Genomic DNA, 18,700 nt, shown 5'->3' with positions numbered 1-18,700 from the left:
TGCGACAGGGGCACCTTCTCGCCCGGTCACCGCCTACTGGACTGCCTTCGTCCCGCGGCAGCCGGGATACTGCGTGCACCCCCAGAACTCCTGCCCCATATTGGAGCCCCGACGGGCCTTGCGCTTTACCATGGTGCTGCCGCATTTCGGGCAGTCCGGAATAGCCGGCGCCGCGTGTCGCTCACGCAAACCCTCCACGTGTGCTCTGCGGGTCTGGCGCGAACGCTCGAGTCCGCAATTCTCCAGCGTTGCGAGCATGGCGTGGACCTCGTCTTCGCTCCACACCTCATCCCGGAATGAGCGGATGTAGCTCACCAGCCCCAGCCCATGGACCACGTTGTCCGGCATCCGTGTCTTGAAGGTGCTGCCACCGACGAAAACCACTACCGAGTGAATCTGCTCCGGGTCTACCCCCAGCGCCTCGGCTACCGCGCGTTCATGGCGATAGTTCTGGCGCAATGGATTCTGGAAACGGAACGACCGGCGGTAGATCTTCTGTGTCCACTGGGCCTGGCGCTCACTCCCGAAAATCCAGCCCCGCATATTCTTCGTCTCGATGACGAACACCCCGAACCGCGACACCAGCACATGATCGACCTGTGTGGTCCCGTCCGAGGTCTTAAGCATAACGTCGTGAACCACGCGACCCGACTTTCCATCCAGACCAACCGCCAGAACGAGGCGAACCCACAGCTCGCCAAGCCAGCCCTTCACCTTTGGAAACCGAGCGATTGCAACCAGCGCCGCCAGTACCCAGGCCCACCAGAACTGCAGAGCCGCGTTCACAAATACTGCGCCCAGATCGATATCCATCTCGATTTCCTTCTCCGCTCCCGGGATCCCGCATCGCCGACTGCGCGGGATCAACGAAATCGCGGCTGTCCTCTCTTCGCTCTTCGCTCTTCCCGTCGAGACCGTTGTCCTCGAGTCAGTAGGGGACGGGGCCCCACTCCCGGCGCAACCGCGTCAGTGTCGGATCGAATTGGCAGCCAATCCGCCGGTCCACCTGCTCGAAATGGCGTGTCAGCTCCGGCATGGCCTGACGCAGCTTTTCCACTTCGTCCGGAGGAATCTCCGGATCCCCCTCCTCCAGGCAGATTCGCGCCAGATCATAGCCCCAGGCCTGACCGAGGTAGTTCACCTTGTGGTGATCACAAACGTCTTCCGTACCCCGCGCTACCTGCATCAACTGCCGCGGGAAGATCATGGGTGTCCTTATCTTTTTTGGAGCCCCGACGGGCCTTGTTGCGCTTCACCATGGCGCTGCCGCACTTCGAGCAGGCTTGGCCTGGTAAGATCATGGGTGTCCTTATCTTTTCGCCATCTTTTCGCCTTCTAGTTCAGGCCTAAACCTTGCCTTTTGTGCTTGTAAAGCTTTATAAGATTGCGGTTATGTCGGGACTTTGGCCATTGTTGTCGGAGACCATGGCGGCGATCTTGGCGGAACCCCCGGCAATAATGGCGCAGGTTAAATCTCTATCGCTGTTCTTCTTCGTAAAACTAGAGGGATACATACATGAAAACCGTTGCTCTTATTGCAGTTCTGTCTGCCGGCCTTCTTGCTACCCCAGTATCCGCGCAGTGGAATAACCCGTCTTCCCAGTGGGGTGGCTACAATGCGCCGGCCGCTCCTATGCCAAACCCATCAAGCTCTTGGTCCACCAGCGCGCCCAGTGCGGACTGGCGCTGCACGAGCTATACGGCCTCTGCCTACGATCGCCAGCTCGCTGGCTGTGACCGTTACAACACCATACCGGGCCTTGACCCGAACACTGGCAACTCGAGCATCATGCGCTGGAACTCTCGCGGCGAAGCCTACACCCGAGGTCGTGATGGCCAATGGCAGCGTAACCGCGCCTACGACTAGAAGGAGTTGCCGATTGTTCTGGGTCGCATCCATCATCGATGCCATCGCATAGAGCTCCGGGGCCAGACCATACGTTTTGCCCTTAAACAAAGCCTGAAAGGCAAAAGACATGGCCTGGCCCCGTGGTCGCTACCCTTTTAGTACGTCCCTTCAACCACCTCTGGATCCCCGGAATCGCTCTCTTTCACGACCCTGTAGCGCAGTAGATTGTCCTCAATCGAAAACCCCACCGGCCACGCGCTCTGCCTCTCGAAAATCGGTAGGCCCTTTTCGATATCTAGAAGCTGCAAGGCCTCACCATGTACGCCGCGCCGCCAAACCAGAACGGCCCGTAGTTCCCGATGCTCGCCATACTCGAAAACCTGGGCACGATCGATGCCCGATGTAATCGCGCCGCGCGACTCCGCGTACCGCAAAGACTCATCCCGGAAAGCGCATACATGGTCCATGCCCCGTCGATAATGGGCGAAGATCTCTACCACCCCGTCATGGACAGGCTCGCGAAGCGAAAACACCTCCACCTGTTGGGTGTCCACACCGAACCAGGAACGCGTCACATCTCCTGGGTCCCTACCTTCAAGACGCAGTCTGCGATTCCATGCCCTGTCACAACGACAGGCTTGCGCCTCGGCGTCAGCCGCGATCATACCGACCACCGACCGTTCAGCCTCTAGCGCAACCCCCTCGAGCATCTGGAGCAATACATCGGTGTATCGGCAAGCCATATCCTCGTCGAACGACCGCTGAAGTAAAGCATGGGCGACCTGTAAATGCGTCCCGAATGGCGCGGGCGCCGCCAAGCAAGCTCCCAAAATTGAAGAAGCCCTATCAGCATCTGCTTCCCCTGAGGCAATCTCCAGCACATCCTCACACGGATCGGCCGACGAGACTGGCGCTGCCAGCCAACAGAGAACCCCTACAACCAACCCACCCACAGCCTTTGGGCTAATCGACATCAACGCATCGCTCCCCGCATGTCACTGCACCGCATCATCGCGCAAAACATTTCCTGCGTCCCATTTCAGTTTCTATGGCCAACGCGAAATCATGGGAAGAAATCATAGGTGTCCTCTTCTTCCCATCTTCGACCTGGCCCGAAAGTCCGGCCGGAGAACGCGGCACCGCGCCCCGGGCCGGCCAGTAGACGCGCGCCGGATCTTGGGTATGCTGCAGGTATGCCCCGGCTATCGCCCGCGATCGGCAGCGGCCGGGATTCCGGCACCCGCGCGGGCGTCGGGGCGCGCCCCGAACCACGCGGCGCCGCATCCCGATGTCGCGTGCGTTAACCAGGAGCCACACCGTCATGGGCATGGCCTGTTGTACACCGCACGGCGCGAACGCCGGCATCAACCCCTGCCACTGTGGCGCGGCCCATACCCAGGCGGCCCTCCGGCGCATCGAGGCCGACCTGAACCGGCGCCAGTTCCTCGGCGGTGCCGCCGCCGTGCTGGGCATGTTCGCGGGCTTCGGCCTCGCCCCGCGCGAGGTCAAGGCCGGTGAACCCGGGCAGCCGCTGCTGCTCACCCACCTGCGACTGTTCGACGGCGAGACCCTCGAGATGCGCGAGGACGTGGACATCCTGATCGAGGACGGCCGCATCGCCGCACTGCCTCGGCGCGGCGAAGGCCCGACTGCCGCACGCACCATCGACTGCGGCGGGCGCGCGGTCATCCCCGGCCTGATCGACGCCCACTGGCACAGCACGCTGGTCGGGGTCAGCCAGATGACCGCCATGACCGCGGACATCGGCTTCCTGCACCTGATGGCCGGGCGCGAGGCCGGCGCGACCCTGATGCGCGGCTTCACCACCGTGCGCGATCTCGGCGGCCCGGCCTTCGGCCTGAAGATGGCCATCGACCGCGGCGCGGTGGCCGGCCCGCGCATCTTCCCCTGCGGCGCGATGATCTCCCAGACCTCCGGGCACGGCGATTTTCGCCAGCGCCACGAGTTGCCACGTATGCCGAGCACCCCGCCGAATTACATCGAGAGCAGCGGCGTCGCCGCGATTGCGGACGGCGTGGACGAGGTGCTGCGGCGCACCCGGGAACAGCTGATGCAAGGCGCCAGCCAGATCAAGATCATGGCCGGGGGCGGCGTCTCCAGCCTGTACGACCCACTGGATACCGCCCAGTACCTGGAAGAGGAGATGCGTGCCGCCGTGCGCGCCGCTGCTGACTGGGGCACCTACGTATGCGCCCATGTCTACACGCCGCAGGGCATCCAGCGCGCGATCCGCGCCGGGGTTCGCTCCATCGAGCACGGCCAGCTGGCCGACGAGGACACGGTGCGCATGATGGCGGACGCCAACGTGTGGTGGAGCATCCAGCCCTTCCTGGACGACGAGGACGCCAACCCGAAAACGGACCCCGTCTCCCGGGCCAAGCAGCTCCAGGTGAGCGCGGGCACCGAGCGCGCCTTCGAACTGGGCCGCCAGTACGGCGTGCCCATGGCCTTCGGGACCGACATCCTGTTCAGCCCCGAGGGCGCCGCCAGCCAGGGCCGCCAGCTGGCCAAGCTGACTCGCTTCATGTCCCCGCTGGAGGCCCTGCACATGGCCACCGGCGCGGCCGGCCAACTGCTCGCCCTGTCCGGCGGCCGCGCCCCCTACCCCGGCCGCCTCGGCGTCATCGCCGAAGGAGCCCTGGCCGACCTACTCGTGGTCGATGCCGACCCGGCTGCCGGCCTGGACTGGCTGGATGCGCCCGCCGACCACCTGCACCTGATCATGAAGGGCGGTGCCATCGTCCGAAACCAGCTGGACCACGCCTGACCCCAACAACCAGCGCGGGCGGAAACCCAGCGCCCGACCGCGCTATCCCGCGCAGCAGTGCAGCATCAGCAGGTGTGGCCCGTACGGCACGTCATCGAACCCCCGGTCCACGCGAAAACCCGCCTTGGCAAACGCGCGCTGGGAGGCCCGGTTGCCCACTCGCACACAGCCCATCACATACGGCACGTCCGGGTCGGCCAGCACGAGCTCCAAGAAACCATGGGTGTCCTCTTTTCGCTTTCTCGCCCCCCATGACTCGTCTTTCTGCTTTCGCAGCGAGTCAGAGGCGTGGGTTCCGGCGGCCCAGGCTCCCCGAATCTCGCGCCTTGGAGGACGGGCCGAACACCGTGGCGAGAATTATCCGCGTGGAGATCGCGATCAGCACCACCCCCAAAAGCAACATGCCATCGACCACCCAGCCGTTTTCGAACCACGGCAGGATCGGATCCGAGTTTCCGAGTCGTTCTGCCAGGCCGAGTCCCAGCAACATCGCTCCGGGCGTATGCACCATGAAGGCAAGCCGCATCGCCCGCGCCCGGTCATCCTGCCTCGGCGCCACATCGTGTCCATGCCCCGAATCGGACTCGTGCCCAGCGCCATCAGACTCCTGCCCCGCCACGTCGGTCACCGAAGGGTCCCGCTTCGGGTTCACATTCATCTCCTGCGTTGGCGATACGGACGGGTATCGCCGCAGGAACATCCGACCAAAACCGGCGGGAACGACCACAAACCCCAGAAACAAGACCGTCAGCGCCAGCCCCATCGACGGGTCGCCACCGGCGATAGCCCAGCCTGCAAAGAGCACGACAACGGGCAGAATCAGCGTTGCGAGGGCGTACCGCACCCGAGGCCCCAGTGCGGCCCGCCTGGCCATAAACAGGATTCCCAGTGCGACCAGCACTGCGGGGATATACAAAATCAGTAAAACCATGCGCGCCTCCTTGCGTCGCTTATCACTACTATTGGCCCGAGTCCGATCAGGCTTACCCATCCACGTACAGAACTCAGCCCCTCAACCCAACCGCTAGCCCTTCTTGCGAGCCTGCTTTACATCGTCCGCGAGCCACGCCTTGATCAGGGACTGATACGGCATATCGCGCTTGTTGGCCTCGATCATGATGTGGTCAAGAAGCGACTCCGGTAAGCGCAGCGAGATCGTCTTGGTGGAGGGCTTGAGGTTCGGGAGCTCGACGGCCTTGGCTCGGCCCCAATCGACATCGTCGCTGGAATCATGGCTTTCCCAGAACGCTCGTTCTTCCGCCTCGTCCTGGAACTCAGGACTCGTCTTGGTGTTGCTCATAAGTATTCTACCGAGCAGGCGCAGGTGCGCCTCGCAGCAGCCCTTCAGTGCTCAGGTCTTCGTCGAGCTTTGGCCAGTGAATTCCGTAGCCTCCGGCGGAGATCTCCCAGATACGCAGCTGCGCGGGCGTTGCGTGCGCGAGGCGTGGGTACCACTCCAGGCGAAAGATCGGGGTCGGACCTCGCTACCTGACTGTTTCAAATCGCATTTTCAGTCCAGAGCCCGTCCATGAATGCCTTATCCGCCATTTTCATGGTCAAAACCGCCCGTCCATGGCATAACCCGCAGCATCCTCACGAACGCACGCCGTATCCCCCAACTCTTCTACCTCGCGCCCCGGCGAGCGTATCCCCAATGCCTTCTGAACTTCGTCCACATACGGCCGACTACCCACGGCCACGCACGTCGTCCAACGATCGTCCCGACTGGCACGATCCGACGCTAGCGCATCGTCTACCCACATTCGATGACATTGCCTCAGCTCTGGCAATGAACCGATCTCCAGTGACTCCTGTAGCGCTTGCTGGTCAATCACGCGGTACCGATCCGGAGGGTCCTGGATCTCTCGATAACCGCTGGCTTGCCATTCGCGCGGATGCTGCACCACCCCCGCCCGCACCATATTCAGGTCGATGTACACCAGACAACGCGCCAGATGGGTGCCGGTCTCTACCGCCGTGGCGTGGTAGCGGTCCTCCCAGAACGCGCCCTTCCGGCCCTTGCGCCGGTTGTAGGCCTGGCCGACCCGCCCCGCGATCAACTGCATGGCCCGCGGGATCTCGCCACGGCCCTCATCACGCACCAGCAGGTGCACGTGGTTGGACGTGACGATGTAATTCAACGCACACAGCCCGTAGCGTCGCCGCGCTTGATATAACCAGTAGCGCCACAACCGGCGGTCGCGCGCGAACTTCAGCAGAAACTCCTGCTTATGGCACCGGTGGGTGATATGCCAGACATGGCCCGGCAAGTGATGGCGATTCGCCCGTGGCATGGCTTCCCTCCCTGGAAGGCCCATTTCCTGGCCCAAATGGCCGCGATAAGCTCGAATTACACCCTTTCTAAACCGTTTTCCATCGATCTTTCCGAGGGTTACCGTGGTCCGACCCCGTTATTTTAACCTAGACAGCCCGCCTCAGACCGTCAAGAAATCATGGGTGTCCCCTTCTTTCGCAGCAGGCGCGCCCCTTCTAAACATACCTCCGGCCCATATCCACCAGCCCGTCTTGCAATTGCTTAACCTTCTCTTCTATATCACTTTGACGATCCATAATTGATGACTTCAACTGACTACGTTCTTCATCACTCAACTTGTTAATAGAAATCATCTGAACATGGATCTTCCCGTAATCCTTCTGAGTCGCCTGCAGCACTTCTTCATATCGCCATGACAACTCTGGCGCATAGAAGTCTACGAGCATCTTGAGTTCTTCAAACGGCACTTTTTCACCAAGCGCATCAACCGGCTTGCTCTCACGCAAGACCAAACTCGCGAGATGCTCCCCACACATCCTTCGGTAGAGATCGCCTATCTTAATAGTAAGCACGTGGGCTTGCTCGATTTTCTCAAGCCTCTTCCTTGAACTCTCGACGCGCCACTGATGTTTATTTGTCAACGTCACAGCCACAAGACTGATTGAGCCGCCGATCAAAGTGGCGAGAATCGTTTGCCAGAAGTCCATTACCAATCCCCGCGATACCAGTGCACCAACGTCCTAATTCTTATCTATTTGTCTCTCTAGTACGAGACACACCCGATATCATGGGTGTCCTCTTCTTTGTCTCCTGGCTCGCGTCATCTCCGGACCCTCCCTGGTCCATGCACTCCCCCTGAAACCTAGACAGCCCGCCTAAGACCGTCAAGAAATAATGGGTGTCCCTTCTTTCGGTGTGTGATATGTCAGACATGGCCCGGCAAGTGATAGCGATTCGTCCGTGTTATGGCTTCCCTCCCTAGAAGGCCCTTTTTGCTGGCCAAAATGGCCCCTATAAGCTCGAATTACACCCTTTATAGACCATTTTCCTCGGATCTTTCCGAGGCTTACCGTGGTCCGACCCCGCTATTTCCAGCGCTCCATCACCTCGTCTTCGCTCCATCCCGCCGCCCGATCCGAATCCAGCCGCACCACCAGGTGATAATGGTTCGACATCACCGCGTACGCGCACACGTCCACCGCGAACACGCCCTGCAGCACGCGCAGGCGCTCCAGCACCCAGCCGCGCCGGTGCTCGTAGTTCTTGCCCGAATAGGAATCCTCGCCGCACAGGAACGCGCGGCGAACACAGCGACAAATACAGTGGTAATACGGCGTCGTCTCGACCGAGACGAGCTCCTTCCTGGCTCGCGTCATCTCCGGACCCTCCCTAGTCCATGCACTCCCCCACAAACCTAGACAGCCCGCATCAGACCGTCAAGAAATCATGGGTGTCCTCTTCTTTGACCTATCAGACCGTCAAGCAATCGTCGGTGTCCTCTTCTTCTGTTTCGGCTAACATACTCGACTTTCACAGCTAAAACCCACCTAAAACCAAGGAGCCAAAAGGCGATGAGACATACTACCCTTAAGGGATTAGCGATAGCATTCACCCTGTTTTTTCCATTAACGACTCACGCGACGGGCCCGCTGAACCTAGAAGTCGGTAAGATGACTTTTTCGGATGTACACGAGCACCTGAGCCCTCACATGAATCTTACTGAAGTGGGCGTGAATCCGGATCGGGCATATTCCGATCATCCCGGATACGTTGCATTGAGCCCCCTTGGCGGCCTGGCAGGCATCGAGAACCTCACAATGATCGCGACTTCCTTCAGCAGTGACGGTCTCTTGGTTTCTGCAACCGCCGCTTACACTCAAGAAAGTTGGATCCCTATCAAGCGCGCCTTGAACAATCTCTACGGAGAACCAAGACGCATCGACGACAACCATCTCGAGTACATGTCGGAAAGTGGTATCCACATCCGCGCACAGCGGAGTCCTGTCCAGCCTACCGGGACCCTCATGCCGTCTATAGCCTATCGCACCCCCAAATACGTGGAATGGCAACTTAATCGGGATAAAGCTGAACTATCCGATCAGTTTTAGGCCAGAAAGCCCCGATGAACATTCATCGGGGCCAACTCGCGTTTCCCGAGGCGAGCTCCATCCTGGCTAGTGTCATCCTCGCACCCTCCGAGCCCCGCCCCCTGAACCCTGTAGACAGCCCACCTCGGGCCGTCAATAAACCATGGGTGCCATCTTCTTCTTCCAACCTTCCCTTGGCACTTAGTCCATGCTGCAAGAAATCATGGGTGTCCCCTTCTTGCCGCCGCGCTCATTTGTTCCTTCGTTACGCGATGCAAGCCTCCGAAAATCTTTCCACCCATTCTTGTCCTTCATATAACTCTCCGAATATCTCGTCGAGACCCAAATCATTCAAACGGAGCCCCTCCCGACCAAACACTCTCACCTCGGCACCATCTCCCAGATAAACAGACGGAAGTGCTAGGTTTGAAAGATCCAAGCCCGCATCAAAAAATGGAATTTCCCGAAAATTATAAATTCCTGCTTGCGACAACACCTTTATGACATCCAGCCCGCTCACTTGTAGCTCTTCATTTATTTGCTCAACCTCCCGCGTTGCTTCCTCGATAAGCAGCGCCACGGAGACGCCAAGTTCACTCAGCGCGATTTCCAAGCCCGAGATAAACTTCTCCTTCGTATCCGCGGAGTCTTTGGGAAGAGCGCAACAGATCAAATAGTATAAAATACCAAGGTCATGGCTCTCCACTCCAACCTTCGCCCGACCCGCGAGCTCATGCGAGCCGGGAACACCAAGAATATCGTGTAGTTTCGCGACTTCTAGTATTCTGGGAATTAACGCCTTGGGGAAGTTCAACACTAAACGGCTAATTGTCGAGCAAATACCGAAAGCGACAAATAGATCTTTACATTGAAGCTGATTCGCTACTATGTGCACACAAACCGAATACTCTGTTATGTTTTTATTATAGATATAATCAAGTGCCTCTTTTTCAAACCTCGCCTGCTCTACTATTCGCGCATCATCGCCCAGTTCATTTATCAACCCCAAGCGAGCGACCATCTCCACCGACATTGCTGAAGCTTCAAGAAGTGATACCGTCGAAACGGGGGATCTGGCCAACAATTCTCCCCGATGATTTGTAAAGCGCGAAAACAGAATGGGAACTTCCGATACTTTACCATCTAAGTCGAACTGCTTACCCATTGTTATATTCGACTGCCACGGCCGGGATGATCTGTTGTTTTCCTCCACCAACGTGTAGTAACTGGGTAGGCGCAATGATCTAACGTGATCTAAAAACAATTTGGCTTTATAGAAGTCGTTTTCCGAGCCTCCTTTACCGTCATTTGAGCAATACGCATCATTCATTTTCCGCAGATGATTCATACCCCAAACTGTAGAAGTCGAATCAATAAAATGCGTAAACTCGTGAACCAATAAAGGAACTAGCTTTGACAAATAAAGATAATCTTCATTTTTCCGAGCTTCCATCATATTTTCAAAACAACCAGAATCAATGCTATCTAGGCAAATGATACAGGTAAAAAAATCAAACGAACCTAAAGTGTCTGCCTCGAGAAGCCTACCATAAGAAATAAACGTATCTTGTAATGTTTCGAAAGTCATTACAGCACCTGTTCCCCACGACACTCGGATCCCGAGATTTTGACCCCAACAGGGACCGGACCTCACACATACAAGCGGTAGCCCGCGCATGACCCGCCTCCCGTCGCCAAAACCTAGGCCGGTGTTTTCTTGACTCGCGCCATGTCCGGAGCGATCCCAGTCCCTCCCTTTTAACCCGAGACAATCGACCTCATGCGCTCTCGCAATCGAGGGGTCTCTTTTGGCGCAATCCGTTATTTCGGTGGGTTTACGCCCAATTGACCAAGACCGCAACAAGACCAGTGAACATTCCAACGAGCCCACTAATTGCAGTAATATAAGGAATACGCCTTGCCCAACGTTCCGACCGATATTTTTCTTCTTCACGGATCGCCGATCGAACCTTCTGCTCCCCTAAGAGCGACAAATAATAGCGGCGTCCATCCAATCCACTCCGCTCATAGTCCTCGGACAAAACATCACCCTCAAATATCGGGGGTGGTGGAATTCGCAGGACTCGAGCGCGCCTCAAGAGCTGTTGTGAATGAAAACTAGCTTCGTCTTCTTCAAGTAGCTGATACTCAAACCGCCAGGTACCATCCTCCCAGATATCATCCACGTTTCCGCCTGCCTTCATGACGCGAAAACGCTCCCGGTATAGCTCCCGATCCATAAAATATCGTCGCAGACGCAGGCGAATACCTTCCGGAATCGGAGAAACGTGCAAAAACCGATAGATGTTCATCTTTAGTCAATCCATTTCACAAACGAAACCCACGTGCGACCTCTTCCATTCATCTGCGGTGGTCCCGACATCAGGACCCTTCCAGCGCCATCCACTCTCCCTGCGTGTCACCCTCCATGACGTGCCTCAGTGGTCGATCCAACTGTTTTGAGTTCTAGCCAACTCCGGGCCAGAGGGGGGGGGGGGGGGGGGGGGCGAGTTCATGGTTTCCCCCTCATATCCAAAGCGAACAAACAGAAAGGGCGCCGTCTCCCGGCGCCCTCTTCTGTTCCTGCAAGGCCATTTCCCTGGCTCCGCTTCGTTAGGGCTCGGCTTCCCAGCCTCAATCCCAGCTCAACGCCCCACCCGTCTGATACTCCGTAACCCGCGTCTCAAAGAAGTTTTTCTCCTTCTTCAGATCGAGCACCTCGCTCATCCACGGGAACGGGTTGTCGGCCCCCGGGTACAGCTCGGCCAGGCCGATCTGGGCGCAGCGGCGGTTGGCGATGAAGTGCAGGTATTCCTCGAACATCTGGGCATTCATGCCGAGCACGCCGCGGGGCATGGTGTCGCGGGCGTACTGCGCCTCCAGCTCGACGGCATCCGAGATCAGGGTGCGCATCTCGTTCTTGAAGTCTTCGGTCCACAGGTGCGGGTTTTCGAGCTTGATCTGGTTGATCACGTCGATGCCGAAGTTCATGTGCATGGACTCGTCGCGCAGGATGTACTGGAACTGTTCGGCCACACCGGTCATCTTGTTGCGCCGGCCCATGGAGAGGATCTGCACGAAGCCGACGTAGAAGAAGATGCCCTCGAACACGACGTAGAAGGCGATCAGCTCGCGCAGCAGCTTCTGGTCCGCCTCCGGCGTACCGGTGCGGAAGTTCGGGTCCGCCAGGTGCTTGGTGAACGGCAGCGCCCACTCCGCCTTGGTGGCCACGGAGGGCACCTCGCGGTACATGTTGAAGATCTCGCCCTCGTCCAGGCCCAGAGACTCGACGCAGTACTGGTAGGCGTGGGTGTGCAGCGCCTCCTCGAAAGCCTGACGCAGCAGGTACTGGCGGCACTCGGGGTTGGTGATGTGGCGGTACACGGCCAGCACCAGGTTGTTCGCCACCAGCGAGTCGGCGGTGGAGAAGAAGCCGAGGTTGCGCTTGACGATGGTGCGCTCGTCCTCGGTCAGACCATTCGGGTCCTTCCACAGGGCGATGTCCGCGTTCATGTTGATTTCCTGCGGCATCCAGTGGTTGGCGCAGCCGTCCAGGTACTTCTGCCAGGCCCACTTGTACTTGAAGGGCACGAGCTGGTTGAGGTCCGCGTGGCAGTTGATGATCTTCTTGTCATCGACGCGGATGCGCTCGGCACCCATCTCCAGGTCTTCCAGACCGGTGCCGGTCAGGGCGTCTTCGTTCGGCTCGGCCAGCGGCTGGCCGGCGTTTTCCGGCTCCGGCGGCACGCTGGGTGCGGCGCCGGCGGTGCTCATCAGGGCTTCGTTCTCCTGAAAGCCCATGCCGGGGCGGACGGCGGGTTCTTTCTGGCCTTCGCCTTTGATGGCTGCGATCGGATCGTCCCAGGAAAGCATAGTGTCCCCTCTTCTTTTCGGTGGCGGCCCGGCGCGGTGGCCGGGCCTTTTGTTCAGTGCGTTGTGATCGGTCTGTGGTGCGTATTCGGTGCCCGTGGGCGGGGCCGCCTTACTGGCAGGCCTCGCAGTCCGGGTCGAGGATGGAGCAGGCCTTCGGGGCCTCGGGCTCGGCCGCCTGCTGGCCGCCGGAGACGGCGTTCAGCTTGTTGGCGCGCGAGGAGTCGGCCACGGTGCTCTTTTCCACGTGGGTCGCGCCCATGGAGCGCAGGTAGTAGGTCGTCTTCAGCCCGCGCACCCAGGCCAGCTTGTACAGGGCGTCCAGCTTGGGCCCGGAGGGCTCGGCCATGTAGAGGTTCAGGCTCTGCGCCTGGTCGATCCACTTCTGCCGGCGCGAGGCGGCCTCGACCAGCCAGCGGGTGTCCAGCTCGAACGCGGTGGCGTACAGGGCCTTGATGTCCTCCGGCACGCGGTCCAGCGGCTGCACGGAGCCGTCGTAGTACTTGAGGTCGTTGACCATCACCTCGTCCCACAGCTCGCGGTCTTTCAGGTCGCGCACCAGGTACGGGTTGATCACGGTGAACTCGCCGGACAGGTTCGATTTGACGAACAGGTTCTGGTAGGTCGGCTCGATCGACTGGCTGACCCCGCAGATGTTGGAGATGGTCGCGGTCGGCGCGATCGCCATGGTGTTGGAGTTGCGCATGCCGACCTTCTTCACCCGCTTGCGCAGCTTGTCCCACTCCAGGCGCTGGGTGGTGTCCATCTGCAGGTAGTCGCCGCGGGTCTCGGCCAGCTTGTCGATCGAGTCGATCGGCAGGATGCCCTGGCTCCACAGGCTGCCGGGGAAGCTCTCGTAGCGCCCGCGTTCCTCGGCCAGATCGGTCGAGGCCTTGATGGCGTAGTAGGACACCGCCTCCATGGAGGTGTCGGCAAACTCCACCGCCGCCTCGGAGGCATACGGCACGCGCAGCTTGTACAGCGCGTCCTGGAAGCCCATGACCCCCAGCCCCACCGGGCGGTGGCGCAGGTTGGAGCGCCGCGCCTGCGGCACGGAGTAGTAGTTGTAGTCGATCACGTTGTCGAGCATGCGCATGGCGGTGTTCACGGTCTGCTCGAGCTTGTCCTGGTCCAGCTCGCCGGCCTCGTTCACATGCGCGGCCAGGTTGATCGAGCCCAGGTTGCACACCGCGATCTCGTCGTCCGAGGTGTTCAGGGTGATCTCGGTGCACAGGTTCGAGCTGTGGACCACGCCGGTGTGTTGCTGCGGGCTGCGCAGGTTGCACGGGTCCTTGAAGGTCATCCACGGATGGCCGGTCTCGAACAGCATGCCGAGCATCTTCCGCCACAGGTCCACGGCCTTCATGGTCTTGTGCACACGCAGTTCGCCGCGCGCGGCCTTCTCTTCGTATTCGCAGTAGCGCTTCTCGAACTCGGCGCCGACCAGGTCGTGCAGGTCCGGGGTCTCGTTCGGGGAGAACAGGGTCCAGTCGCCGTCCTCGGCCACGCGCTTCATGAACAGGTCCGGGATCCAGTTGGCGCTGTTCATGTCGTGGGTGCGGCGGCGGTCGTCGCCGGTGTTCTTGCGCAGCTCGATGAACTCCTCGACATCGATGTGCCAGGTCTCGAGGTAGGCGCACACCGCACCCTTGCGCTTGCCGCCCTGGTTCACGGCCACGGCGGTGTCGTTGGCGACCTTCAGGAACGGGACCACGCCCTGCGACTTGCCGTTGGTGCCCTTGATGTGGGCGCCCATGCCGCGCACGCGGGTCCAGTCGTTGCCGAGCCCGCCGGCAAACTTGGACAGCAGCGCGTTGTCGCGGATGGCGCTGTAGATGCCGTCCAGGTCGTCCGGGACGCTGGTCAGGTAGCAGCTGGAGAGCTGCGGGCGCAGGGTGCCGGAATTGAACAGCGTCGGCGTGGAGCTCATGAAGTCGAACGAGCTCAGCAGGTTGTAGAACTCGATCGCACGCGCCTCGCGGTCGATCTCGTTGATCGCCAGGCCCATCGCCACGCGCATGAAGAACGCCTGCGGCAGCTCGAAGCGGGTGCCGTCAGAATGGATGAAGTAGCGGTCGTACAGGGTCTGCAGGCCGAGGTAGGTAAACTGCAGGTCGCGCTCGGGCTTGATCGCCGCGCCCAGCTTGTCGAGGTTGTAGCGGGTCAGCTCGCTGTCGACCAGCTCCAGGTCAGCGGCGCGCTTGATGTAGGCGCCGAAGTACTCGGCGTAGCGCTCGGCCAGCTGGGCCTGGGTGGCCTCTTCCGGGCGGCCGTGCACGAAGCTCAGGGCCTCGCGGCGCAGCGCGTCCATCAGCAGCCGCGCGGTGACCTGCGAGTAGTTCGGCTCCTGCTCGATCATCACACGGGCGGCCATCACCAGCGCGGTGGAGACGTCCTTCTCGGCCACACCGTCGAACAGGTTGCGGCGCGCCTCGGTCAGGATCTTCTGGCCGTCGACCTGCTCGATGCCGGCGCAGGCCTCGTCCACCACCGCCTGCAGGCGTGCCTCGTCCAGCGGGGCCTGGGTGCCGTCGGCGCGGGTCACGTTCACGGCCGGAGCAATCTCCTGCTCGTCCACGCCCTGCTCCGCGGCCTCGGCGGCGCGCTTTTGCGCCTGCTGTTCGCGGTAGATCACATAGGCCCGCGCGACCTTGTGGTGGCCACCACGCATCAGGGCCAGTTCCACCTGGTCCTGGATGTCCTCGATGTGCACCGTCATGCCCTGGGTGCCGGCGCGGCGGAACAGGCTGTCGACCACCTGCCCGGCGACTTCCTTGGAGATGTCGTGGATGCGACGGCTGGCCGCGGCACTGCCGCCCTCTACCGCCAGGAAGGCCTTGGTGACCGCAACCTCGATCTTCGAGGCGTCGAAGCCGGTGACCTTGCCGTTGCGGCGGATCACCTGGTGCTGGCCCGGGCTGGTCGCCAGGACCTCGGCCGACGGCTCGGCTTGCGGCGGGTACTGGATGCCCTCTTGGGCTTCGGCGGTCTGGGTGTCGCTGTACATGGTGGCGGCCTCACGCGTAACTATGGGTAATGGACGTGAAGTACTATAGATCGGGGATCGGGAAGTGCATAGACACAATATCTTGTGTCTCCCAGGCGAATAACCCCTCGCACAACCCGTGGGCAAGCTGTGGATAAAAACCCTAATCCGGCACTCTGCCGCCATTCTTTGCGCATTCGCTCGCTGGTGGATAAATCGGCCTTGTTGTGATCGTTCGGGCCAATCATCAGCAAACTCGAACATGAAAATGTTTTATGGCCCGCGATTACCGAATCGGTATCCGTCGATGGGTCTTCCCAAGGTCGAATCCGGGTGGACCCTCGCGCGCGGTGGCGGTGTTGGACAAAGCCACCACGGGTACCAATAATCCCCGCCTTATCGAACCTGATTCCGCGCGGCCGGGAAAACCGGCCGCGCCAGCCGTATTCATCGAATCGACAGGGAGTACCGCATGAGCGACGCCAAGGACCCATCCGACAAGAAGAACAAGAAGGCCGAGAAGAAGGACGCGCCCAAGGCCGCCGTTGCCACTGGGGCCGTTCAGGCGGCCGCGGGTGCCGTGTCGCTCTCTGGTGGTGGCGAGACCGCGCCCAAGACAAAGAAGGGCGACGAGAAACAGCCGCGCCACTGCCCGCTGCTGATCCTGGGCTCCGGCCCTGCCGGCTGGACCGCGGCCGTCTACGCCGCGCGCGCCAACCTGAACCCGGTGGTGATCACGGGCCTGGAGCAAGGCGGCCAGCTGATGACCACCACCGACGTGGACAACTGGCCGGGCGACAACGAAGGCGTTCAGGGCCCAGAGCTTATGCAACGCATGCAAAAGCATGCAGAACGCTTTGATACGGAAGTGATCTTTGATCACATCCACACGGTACATCTGAAGGACAAGCCCTATCGCCTGGTCGGCGATTCCGGTGAGTACACCTGCGACGCGCTGATCATCTGCACCGGCGCCTCGGCACAGTATCTGGGGCTGGAGTCCGAGACCACTTTCGCCGGCAAGGGCGTTTCCGCCTGCGCGACCTGCGACGGCTTCTTCTACCGCAACCAGAAGGTCGCGGTGATCGGCGGCGGCAACACCGCGGTCGAAGAGGCCCTGTACCTGTCCAACATCGCCTCCGAGGTCGTGCTGGTGCACCGCCGGGATGCGCTGCGCGCGGAGAAGATCCTGCAGGACAAGCTGTTCGAGAAGGAGAAGAACGGCAACGTCACCATCGAGTGGAACCACACTCTGGACGAGATCCTCGGCGACGACTCCGGCGTGACCGGCATGCGCATCAAGCACGCGCAAAGCGGCGAGACGAAGGACGTCGAGCTGATGGGCGTGTTCATCGCGATCGGCCACAAGCCGAACACCGACATCTTCCAAGGCCAGCTGGATATGGAGGGTGGCTACATCAAGGTTCAAAGCGGCCTGGAAGGCAACGCCACCGCGACCTCCGTACCGGGCGTGTTCGCCGCCGGCGACGTGATGGACCATGTCTACCGCCAGGCGGTTACCTCCGCCGGCACCGGCTGCATGGCCGCACTGGACGCGGAGAAGTACCTCGAAGAGAACGGCTGAGTCGTGAGCGCCGAGGGCGACACCCAGGCAACCCCGCCGGAAGAACACGCCGAGCGCATCGAGCTGCGCGACGGCCTGGCCGACGTGGACCCGGCCGCCTGGGACGCCCTGACCGGCGGCACCGAGCCGTTCCTGCGCCATGCCTTCCTGGAGGGCCTGGAACGCCACGGCTGCCTGGGGCGGCAGTTCGGGTGGTTTCCGCAGCATGTGCTGATCTTCCGCGAAGACGAGCTGGTCGCGGCCGCGCCGGCCTACGCCAAAACCAACAACTACGGCGAGTTCGTATTCGACTTCGCCTGGGAGAGCGCGTGGAGCCGCCACGGGCTCAACTACTACCCCAAGCTGGTCGTCTCCGTGCCCTACACCCCGGCCACTGGCCCGCGCCTGCTGGTGCACCCGGAGGCGCCGGACTTCGATCACCTGCGCACCCTGCTCGTGCGCGCCCTGGTCACCCGCGGGCGCGAACTGAACGCCTCGGGCGTGAATATCCTGTTCCCGAACGCGGATGATCTCGACGTGACCCGCGAGATGGGGCTGGCCGAACGCATGGGCTGCCAGTACCACTGGACGAACGCCGACTACGAAAGCTTTGACGACTTCCTGGCTGCGCTCAGCTCGAAAAAGCGCAAGAACATCAAGCGCGAACGCCGTCGCGTCAACGAGGCCGGCATCGAGTTCCGCACACTGACGGGAGCCACCGGATCGCCCGAGGACTGGGCGCGCTTTCACCGCTTCTACGTCGACACCTTCGAGAAGCACATGGGCATCCCGACGCTGTCGGAGGCCTTTTTTGTGGAGACGGCCGCGGCGCTGGGCGACCAGGTGGTGCTGTTCGAGGCAAGGCGCCCAGGCGAGGCGGGGGACGACGAGACCATCGCCGCGGCCCTTTGCTACCGCAGCCACGACACCCTGTACGGGCGCTTCTGGGGCTGCACCGAGGATCTGGCCGATCTGCACTTCGAGACCTGCTACTACCAGGGCATCGAGTTCTGCATCCGCGAAGGCCTGGCTCGCTTCGAGCCCGGCGCCCAGGGCGAGCACAAGATCCCGCGCGGCTTCCTGCCCACGCCCACCTACTCCGCCCACATGATCCTGACCGAGGGCTTCGACCAGCCCGTGCGCGACTTCTGCGAACGCGAGGCCCAGCTGATGCGCACCCAGTGCAAACGCCTGCACGAACACTCGCCCTACCGCCACGTCGAACCCGACGATGACCGCCCCTGAACCACCCATTGTAGGAGGCCAGCCACCTGGCCGATG

16 protein-coding genes and 2 pseudogenes are annotated in these 18,700 nt (G+C 60.9%); 4 read left to right on the top strand and 14 right to left on the bottom strand.

Translation table 11 applies throughout. The features are described from left to right. Positions 1-33: 33 nt before the first annotated feature. From F579_RS0102330 to F579_RS0102320, 3 genes are all read right to left on the bottom strand, one after another. Positions 34-813, bottom strand: a complete 780-nt coding sequence (locus F579_RS0102330) for a nuclease-related domain-containing protein (RefSeq protein ID WP_019024455.1) — start codon at positions 811-813, stop codon at positions 34-36. Between the two features lie 115 nt (positions 814-928). Next, the gene (locus F579_RS0102325; RefSeq protein WP_019024456.1) at positions 929-1,207 is read right to left on the bottom strand and encodes a hypothetical protein; all 279 of its coding nucleotides are present in this window, start codon (positions 1,205-1,207) and stop codon (positions 929-931) included. Between the two features lie 797 nt (positions 1,208-2,004). Beyond that, positions 2,005-2,667, bottom strand: a complete 663-nt coding sequence (locus F579_RS0102320; RefSeq protein WP_019024457.1) for a hypothetical protein — start codon at positions 2,665-2,667, stop codon at positions 2,005-2,007. A gap of 503 nt (positions 2,668-3,170) precedes the next feature. Here F579_RS0102320 and F579_RS0102315 point away from each other — a divergent pair. After that, complete coding sequence (locus tag F579_RS0102315) at positions 3,171-4,637, top strand: amidohydrolase family protein (protein WP_019024458.1); 1,467 nt, start codon at positions 3,171-3,173, stop codon at positions 4,635-4,637. Between the two features lie 42 nt (positions 4,638-4,679). Here F579_RS0102315 and F579_RS15340 read toward each other — a convergent pair whose 3' ends face one another. The 7 genes and pseudogenes from F579_RS15340 to F579_RS0102285 form a co-directional block, all read right to left on the bottom strand. Continuing rightward, positions 4,680-4,841, bottom strand: coding sequence for an acetyltransferase (locus F579_RS15340; protein ID WP_231365783.1), 162 nt, complete (start codon positions 4,839-4,841; stop codon positions 4,680-4,682). A gap of 76 nt (positions 4,842-4,917) precedes the next feature. Then, on the bottom strand, positions 4,918-5,568 hold the full coding sequence (locus F579_RS0102305; protein ID WP_019024460.1) for a hypothetical protein: 651 nt from the start codon (positions 5,566-5,568) through the stop codon (positions 4,918-4,920). Positions 5,569-5,661: 93 nt separating this feature from the next. Further along, positions 5,662-5,937 (bottom strand): BrnA antitoxin family protein, encoded by a 276-nt coding sequence (locus tag F579_RS0102300; RefSeq protein ID WP_019024461.1) that lies wholly within the window; start codon positions 5,935-5,937, stop codon positions 5,662-5,664. A gap of 7 nt (positions 5,938-5,944) precedes the next feature. Beyond that, a pseudogene (locus tag F579_RS14830) lies at positions 5,945-6,097 on the bottom strand (DUF2442 domain-containing protein); the annotation flags it as partial. A 96-nt stretch (positions 6,098-6,193) separates the two neighbouring features. Next, positions 6,194-6,931 carry a transposase gene (locus F579_RS0102295; RefSeq protein WP_019024462.1) on the bottom strand — a complete coding sequence of 246 codons (738 nt, stop codon included), beginning with the start codon at positions 6,929-6,931 and terminating at the stop codon, positions 6,194-6,196. 196 nt (positions 6,932-7,127) lie between these two features. After that, on the bottom strand, positions 7,128-7,619 hold the full coding sequence (locus F579_RS0102290; protein WP_019024463.1) for a hypothetical protein: 492 nt from the start codon (positions 7,617-7,619) through the stop codon (positions 7,128-7,130). A gap of 381 nt (positions 7,620-8,000) precedes the next feature. After that, positions 8,001-8,288, bottom strand: a pseudogene (locus F579_RS0102285) (hypothetical protein); the annotation flags it as partial. 195 nt (positions 8,289-8,483) lie between these two features. On the opposite strand from F579_RS0102285, the gene F579_RS0102280 reads away from it, so the two are divergent. Next, positions 8,484-9,020 (top strand): hypothetical protein, encoded by a 537-nt coding sequence (locus F579_RS0102280; protein ID WP_019024465.1) that lies wholly within the window; start codon positions 8,484-8,486, stop codon positions 9,018-9,020. Between the two features lie 244 nt (positions 9,021-9,264). Here F579_RS0102280 and F579_RS15395 read toward each other — a convergent pair whose 3' ends face one another. The 4 genes from F579_RS15395 to F579_RS0102265 all read right to left on the bottom strand — a co-directional run bounded on the left by F579_RS15395 (position 9,265) and on the right by F579_RS0102265 (position 15,876). Further along, entirely contained in the window at positions 9,265-10,587 is a 1,323-nt protein-coding gene (locus F579_RS15395; RefSeq protein WP_231365780.1) for a hypothetical protein, read from the bottom strand. Between the two features lie 247 nt (positions 10,588-10,834). Then, on the bottom strand, positions 10,835-11,311 hold the full coding sequence (locus F579_RS15275) for a hypothetical protein (RefSeq protein ID WP_155984978.1): 477 nt from the start codon (positions 11,309-11,311) through the stop codon (positions 10,835-10,837). Between the two features lie 322 nt (positions 11,312-11,633). Then, positions 11,634-12,872: a ribonucleotide-diphosphate reductase subunit beta gene (locus tag F579_RS0102270; protein WP_019024467.1), complete on the bottom strand. Its 1,239-nt coding sequence runs from the start codon at positions 12,870-12,872 to the stop codon at positions 11,634-11,636. A 109-nt stretch (positions 12,873-12,981) separates the two neighbouring features. Continuing rightward, positions 12,982-15,876, bottom strand: a complete 2,895-nt coding sequence (locus tag F579_RS0102265) for a ribonucleoside-diphosphate reductase subunit alpha (protein WP_019024468.1) — start codon at positions 15,874-15,876, stop codon at positions 12,982-12,984. 451 nt (positions 15,877-16,327) lie between these two features. Here F579_RS0102265 and trxB point away from each other — a divergent pair, with 451 nt between their 5' ends. Continuing rightward, entirely contained in the window at positions 16,328-17,440 is a 1,113-nt protein-coding gene (gene trxB / locus F579_RS0102260; RefSeq protein WP_019024469.1) for a thioredoxin-disulfide reductase, read from the top strand. A gap of 3 nt (positions 17,441-17,443) precedes the next feature. Then, positions 17,444-18,664: a GNAT family N-acetyltransferase gene (locus tag F579_RS0102255; RefSeq protein WP_019024470.1), complete on the top strand. Its 1,221-nt coding sequence runs from the start codon at positions 17,444-17,446 to the stop codon at positions 18,662-18,664. Positions 18,665-18,700 lie beyond the last annotated feature (36 nt).

This window comes from Thioalkalivibrio sp. ALJ21, from assembly GCF_000378605.1.
GTDB lineage: Bacteria > Pseudomonadota > Gammaproteobacteria > Ectothiorhodospirales > Ectothiorhodospiraceae > Thioalkalivibrio.
This window is presented reverse-complemented; position numbering and strand designations above follow the sequence as displayed.

Excerpts from the sequence above, each read along its gene's own strand:
- F579_RS0102295 (WP_019024462.1), bottom strand. The coding sequence starts at position 6,931 with ATGCCACGGGCGAATCGCCATCACTTGCCGGGCCATGTCTGGCATATC.
- F579_RS0102305 (WP_019024460.1), bottom strand. The coding sequence starts at position 5,568 with ATGGTTTTACTGATTTTGTATATCCCCGCAGTGCTGGTCGCACTGGGA.
- F579_RS15275 (WP_155984978.1), bottom strand. The coding sequence starts at position 11,311 with ATGAACATCTATCGGTTTTTGCACGTTTCTCCGATTCCGGAAGGTATT.
- F579_RS0102330 (WP_019024455.1), bottom strand. The coding sequence starts at position 813 with ATGGATATCGATCTGGGCGCAGTATTTGTGAACGCGGCTCTGCAGTTC.
- F579_RS15395 (WP_231365780.1), bottom strand. The coding sequence starts at position 10,587 with ATGACTTTCGAAACATTACAAGATACGTTTATTTCTTATGGTAGGCTT.
- F579_RS0102290 (WP_019024463.1), bottom strand. The coding sequence starts at position 7,619 with ATGGACTTCTGGCAAACGATTCTCGCCACTTTGATCGGCGGCTCAATC.
- F579_RS0102270 (WP_019024467.1), bottom strand. The coding sequence starts at position 12,872 with ATGCTTTCCTGGGACGATCCGATCGCAGCCATCAAAGGCGAAGGCCAG.
- trxB (WP_019024469.1), top strand. The coding sequence starts at position 16,328 with ATGAGCGACGCCAAGGACCCATCCGACAAGAAGAACAAGAAGGCCGAG.
- F579_RS0102325 (WP_019024456.1), bottom strand. The coding sequence starts at position 1,207 with ATGATCTTCCCGCGGCAGTTGATGCAGGTAGCGCGGGGTACGGAAGAC.
- F579_RS0102315 (WP_019024458.1), top strand. The coding sequence starts at position 3,171 with ATGGGCATGGCCTGTTGTACACCGCACGGCGCGAACGCCGGCATCAAC.
- F579_RS0102300 (WP_019024461.1), bottom strand. The coding sequence starts at position 5,937 with ATGAGCAACACCAAGACGAGTCCTGAGTTCCAGGACGAGGCGGAAGAA.
- F579_RS0102280 (WP_019024465.1), top strand. The coding sequence starts at position 8,484 with ATGAGACATACTACCCTTAAGGGATTAGCGATAGCATTCACCCTGTTT.
- F579_RS0102265 (WP_019024468.1), bottom strand. The coding sequence starts at position 15,876 with ATGTACAGCGACACCCAGACCGCCGAAGCCCAAGAGGGCATCCAGTAC.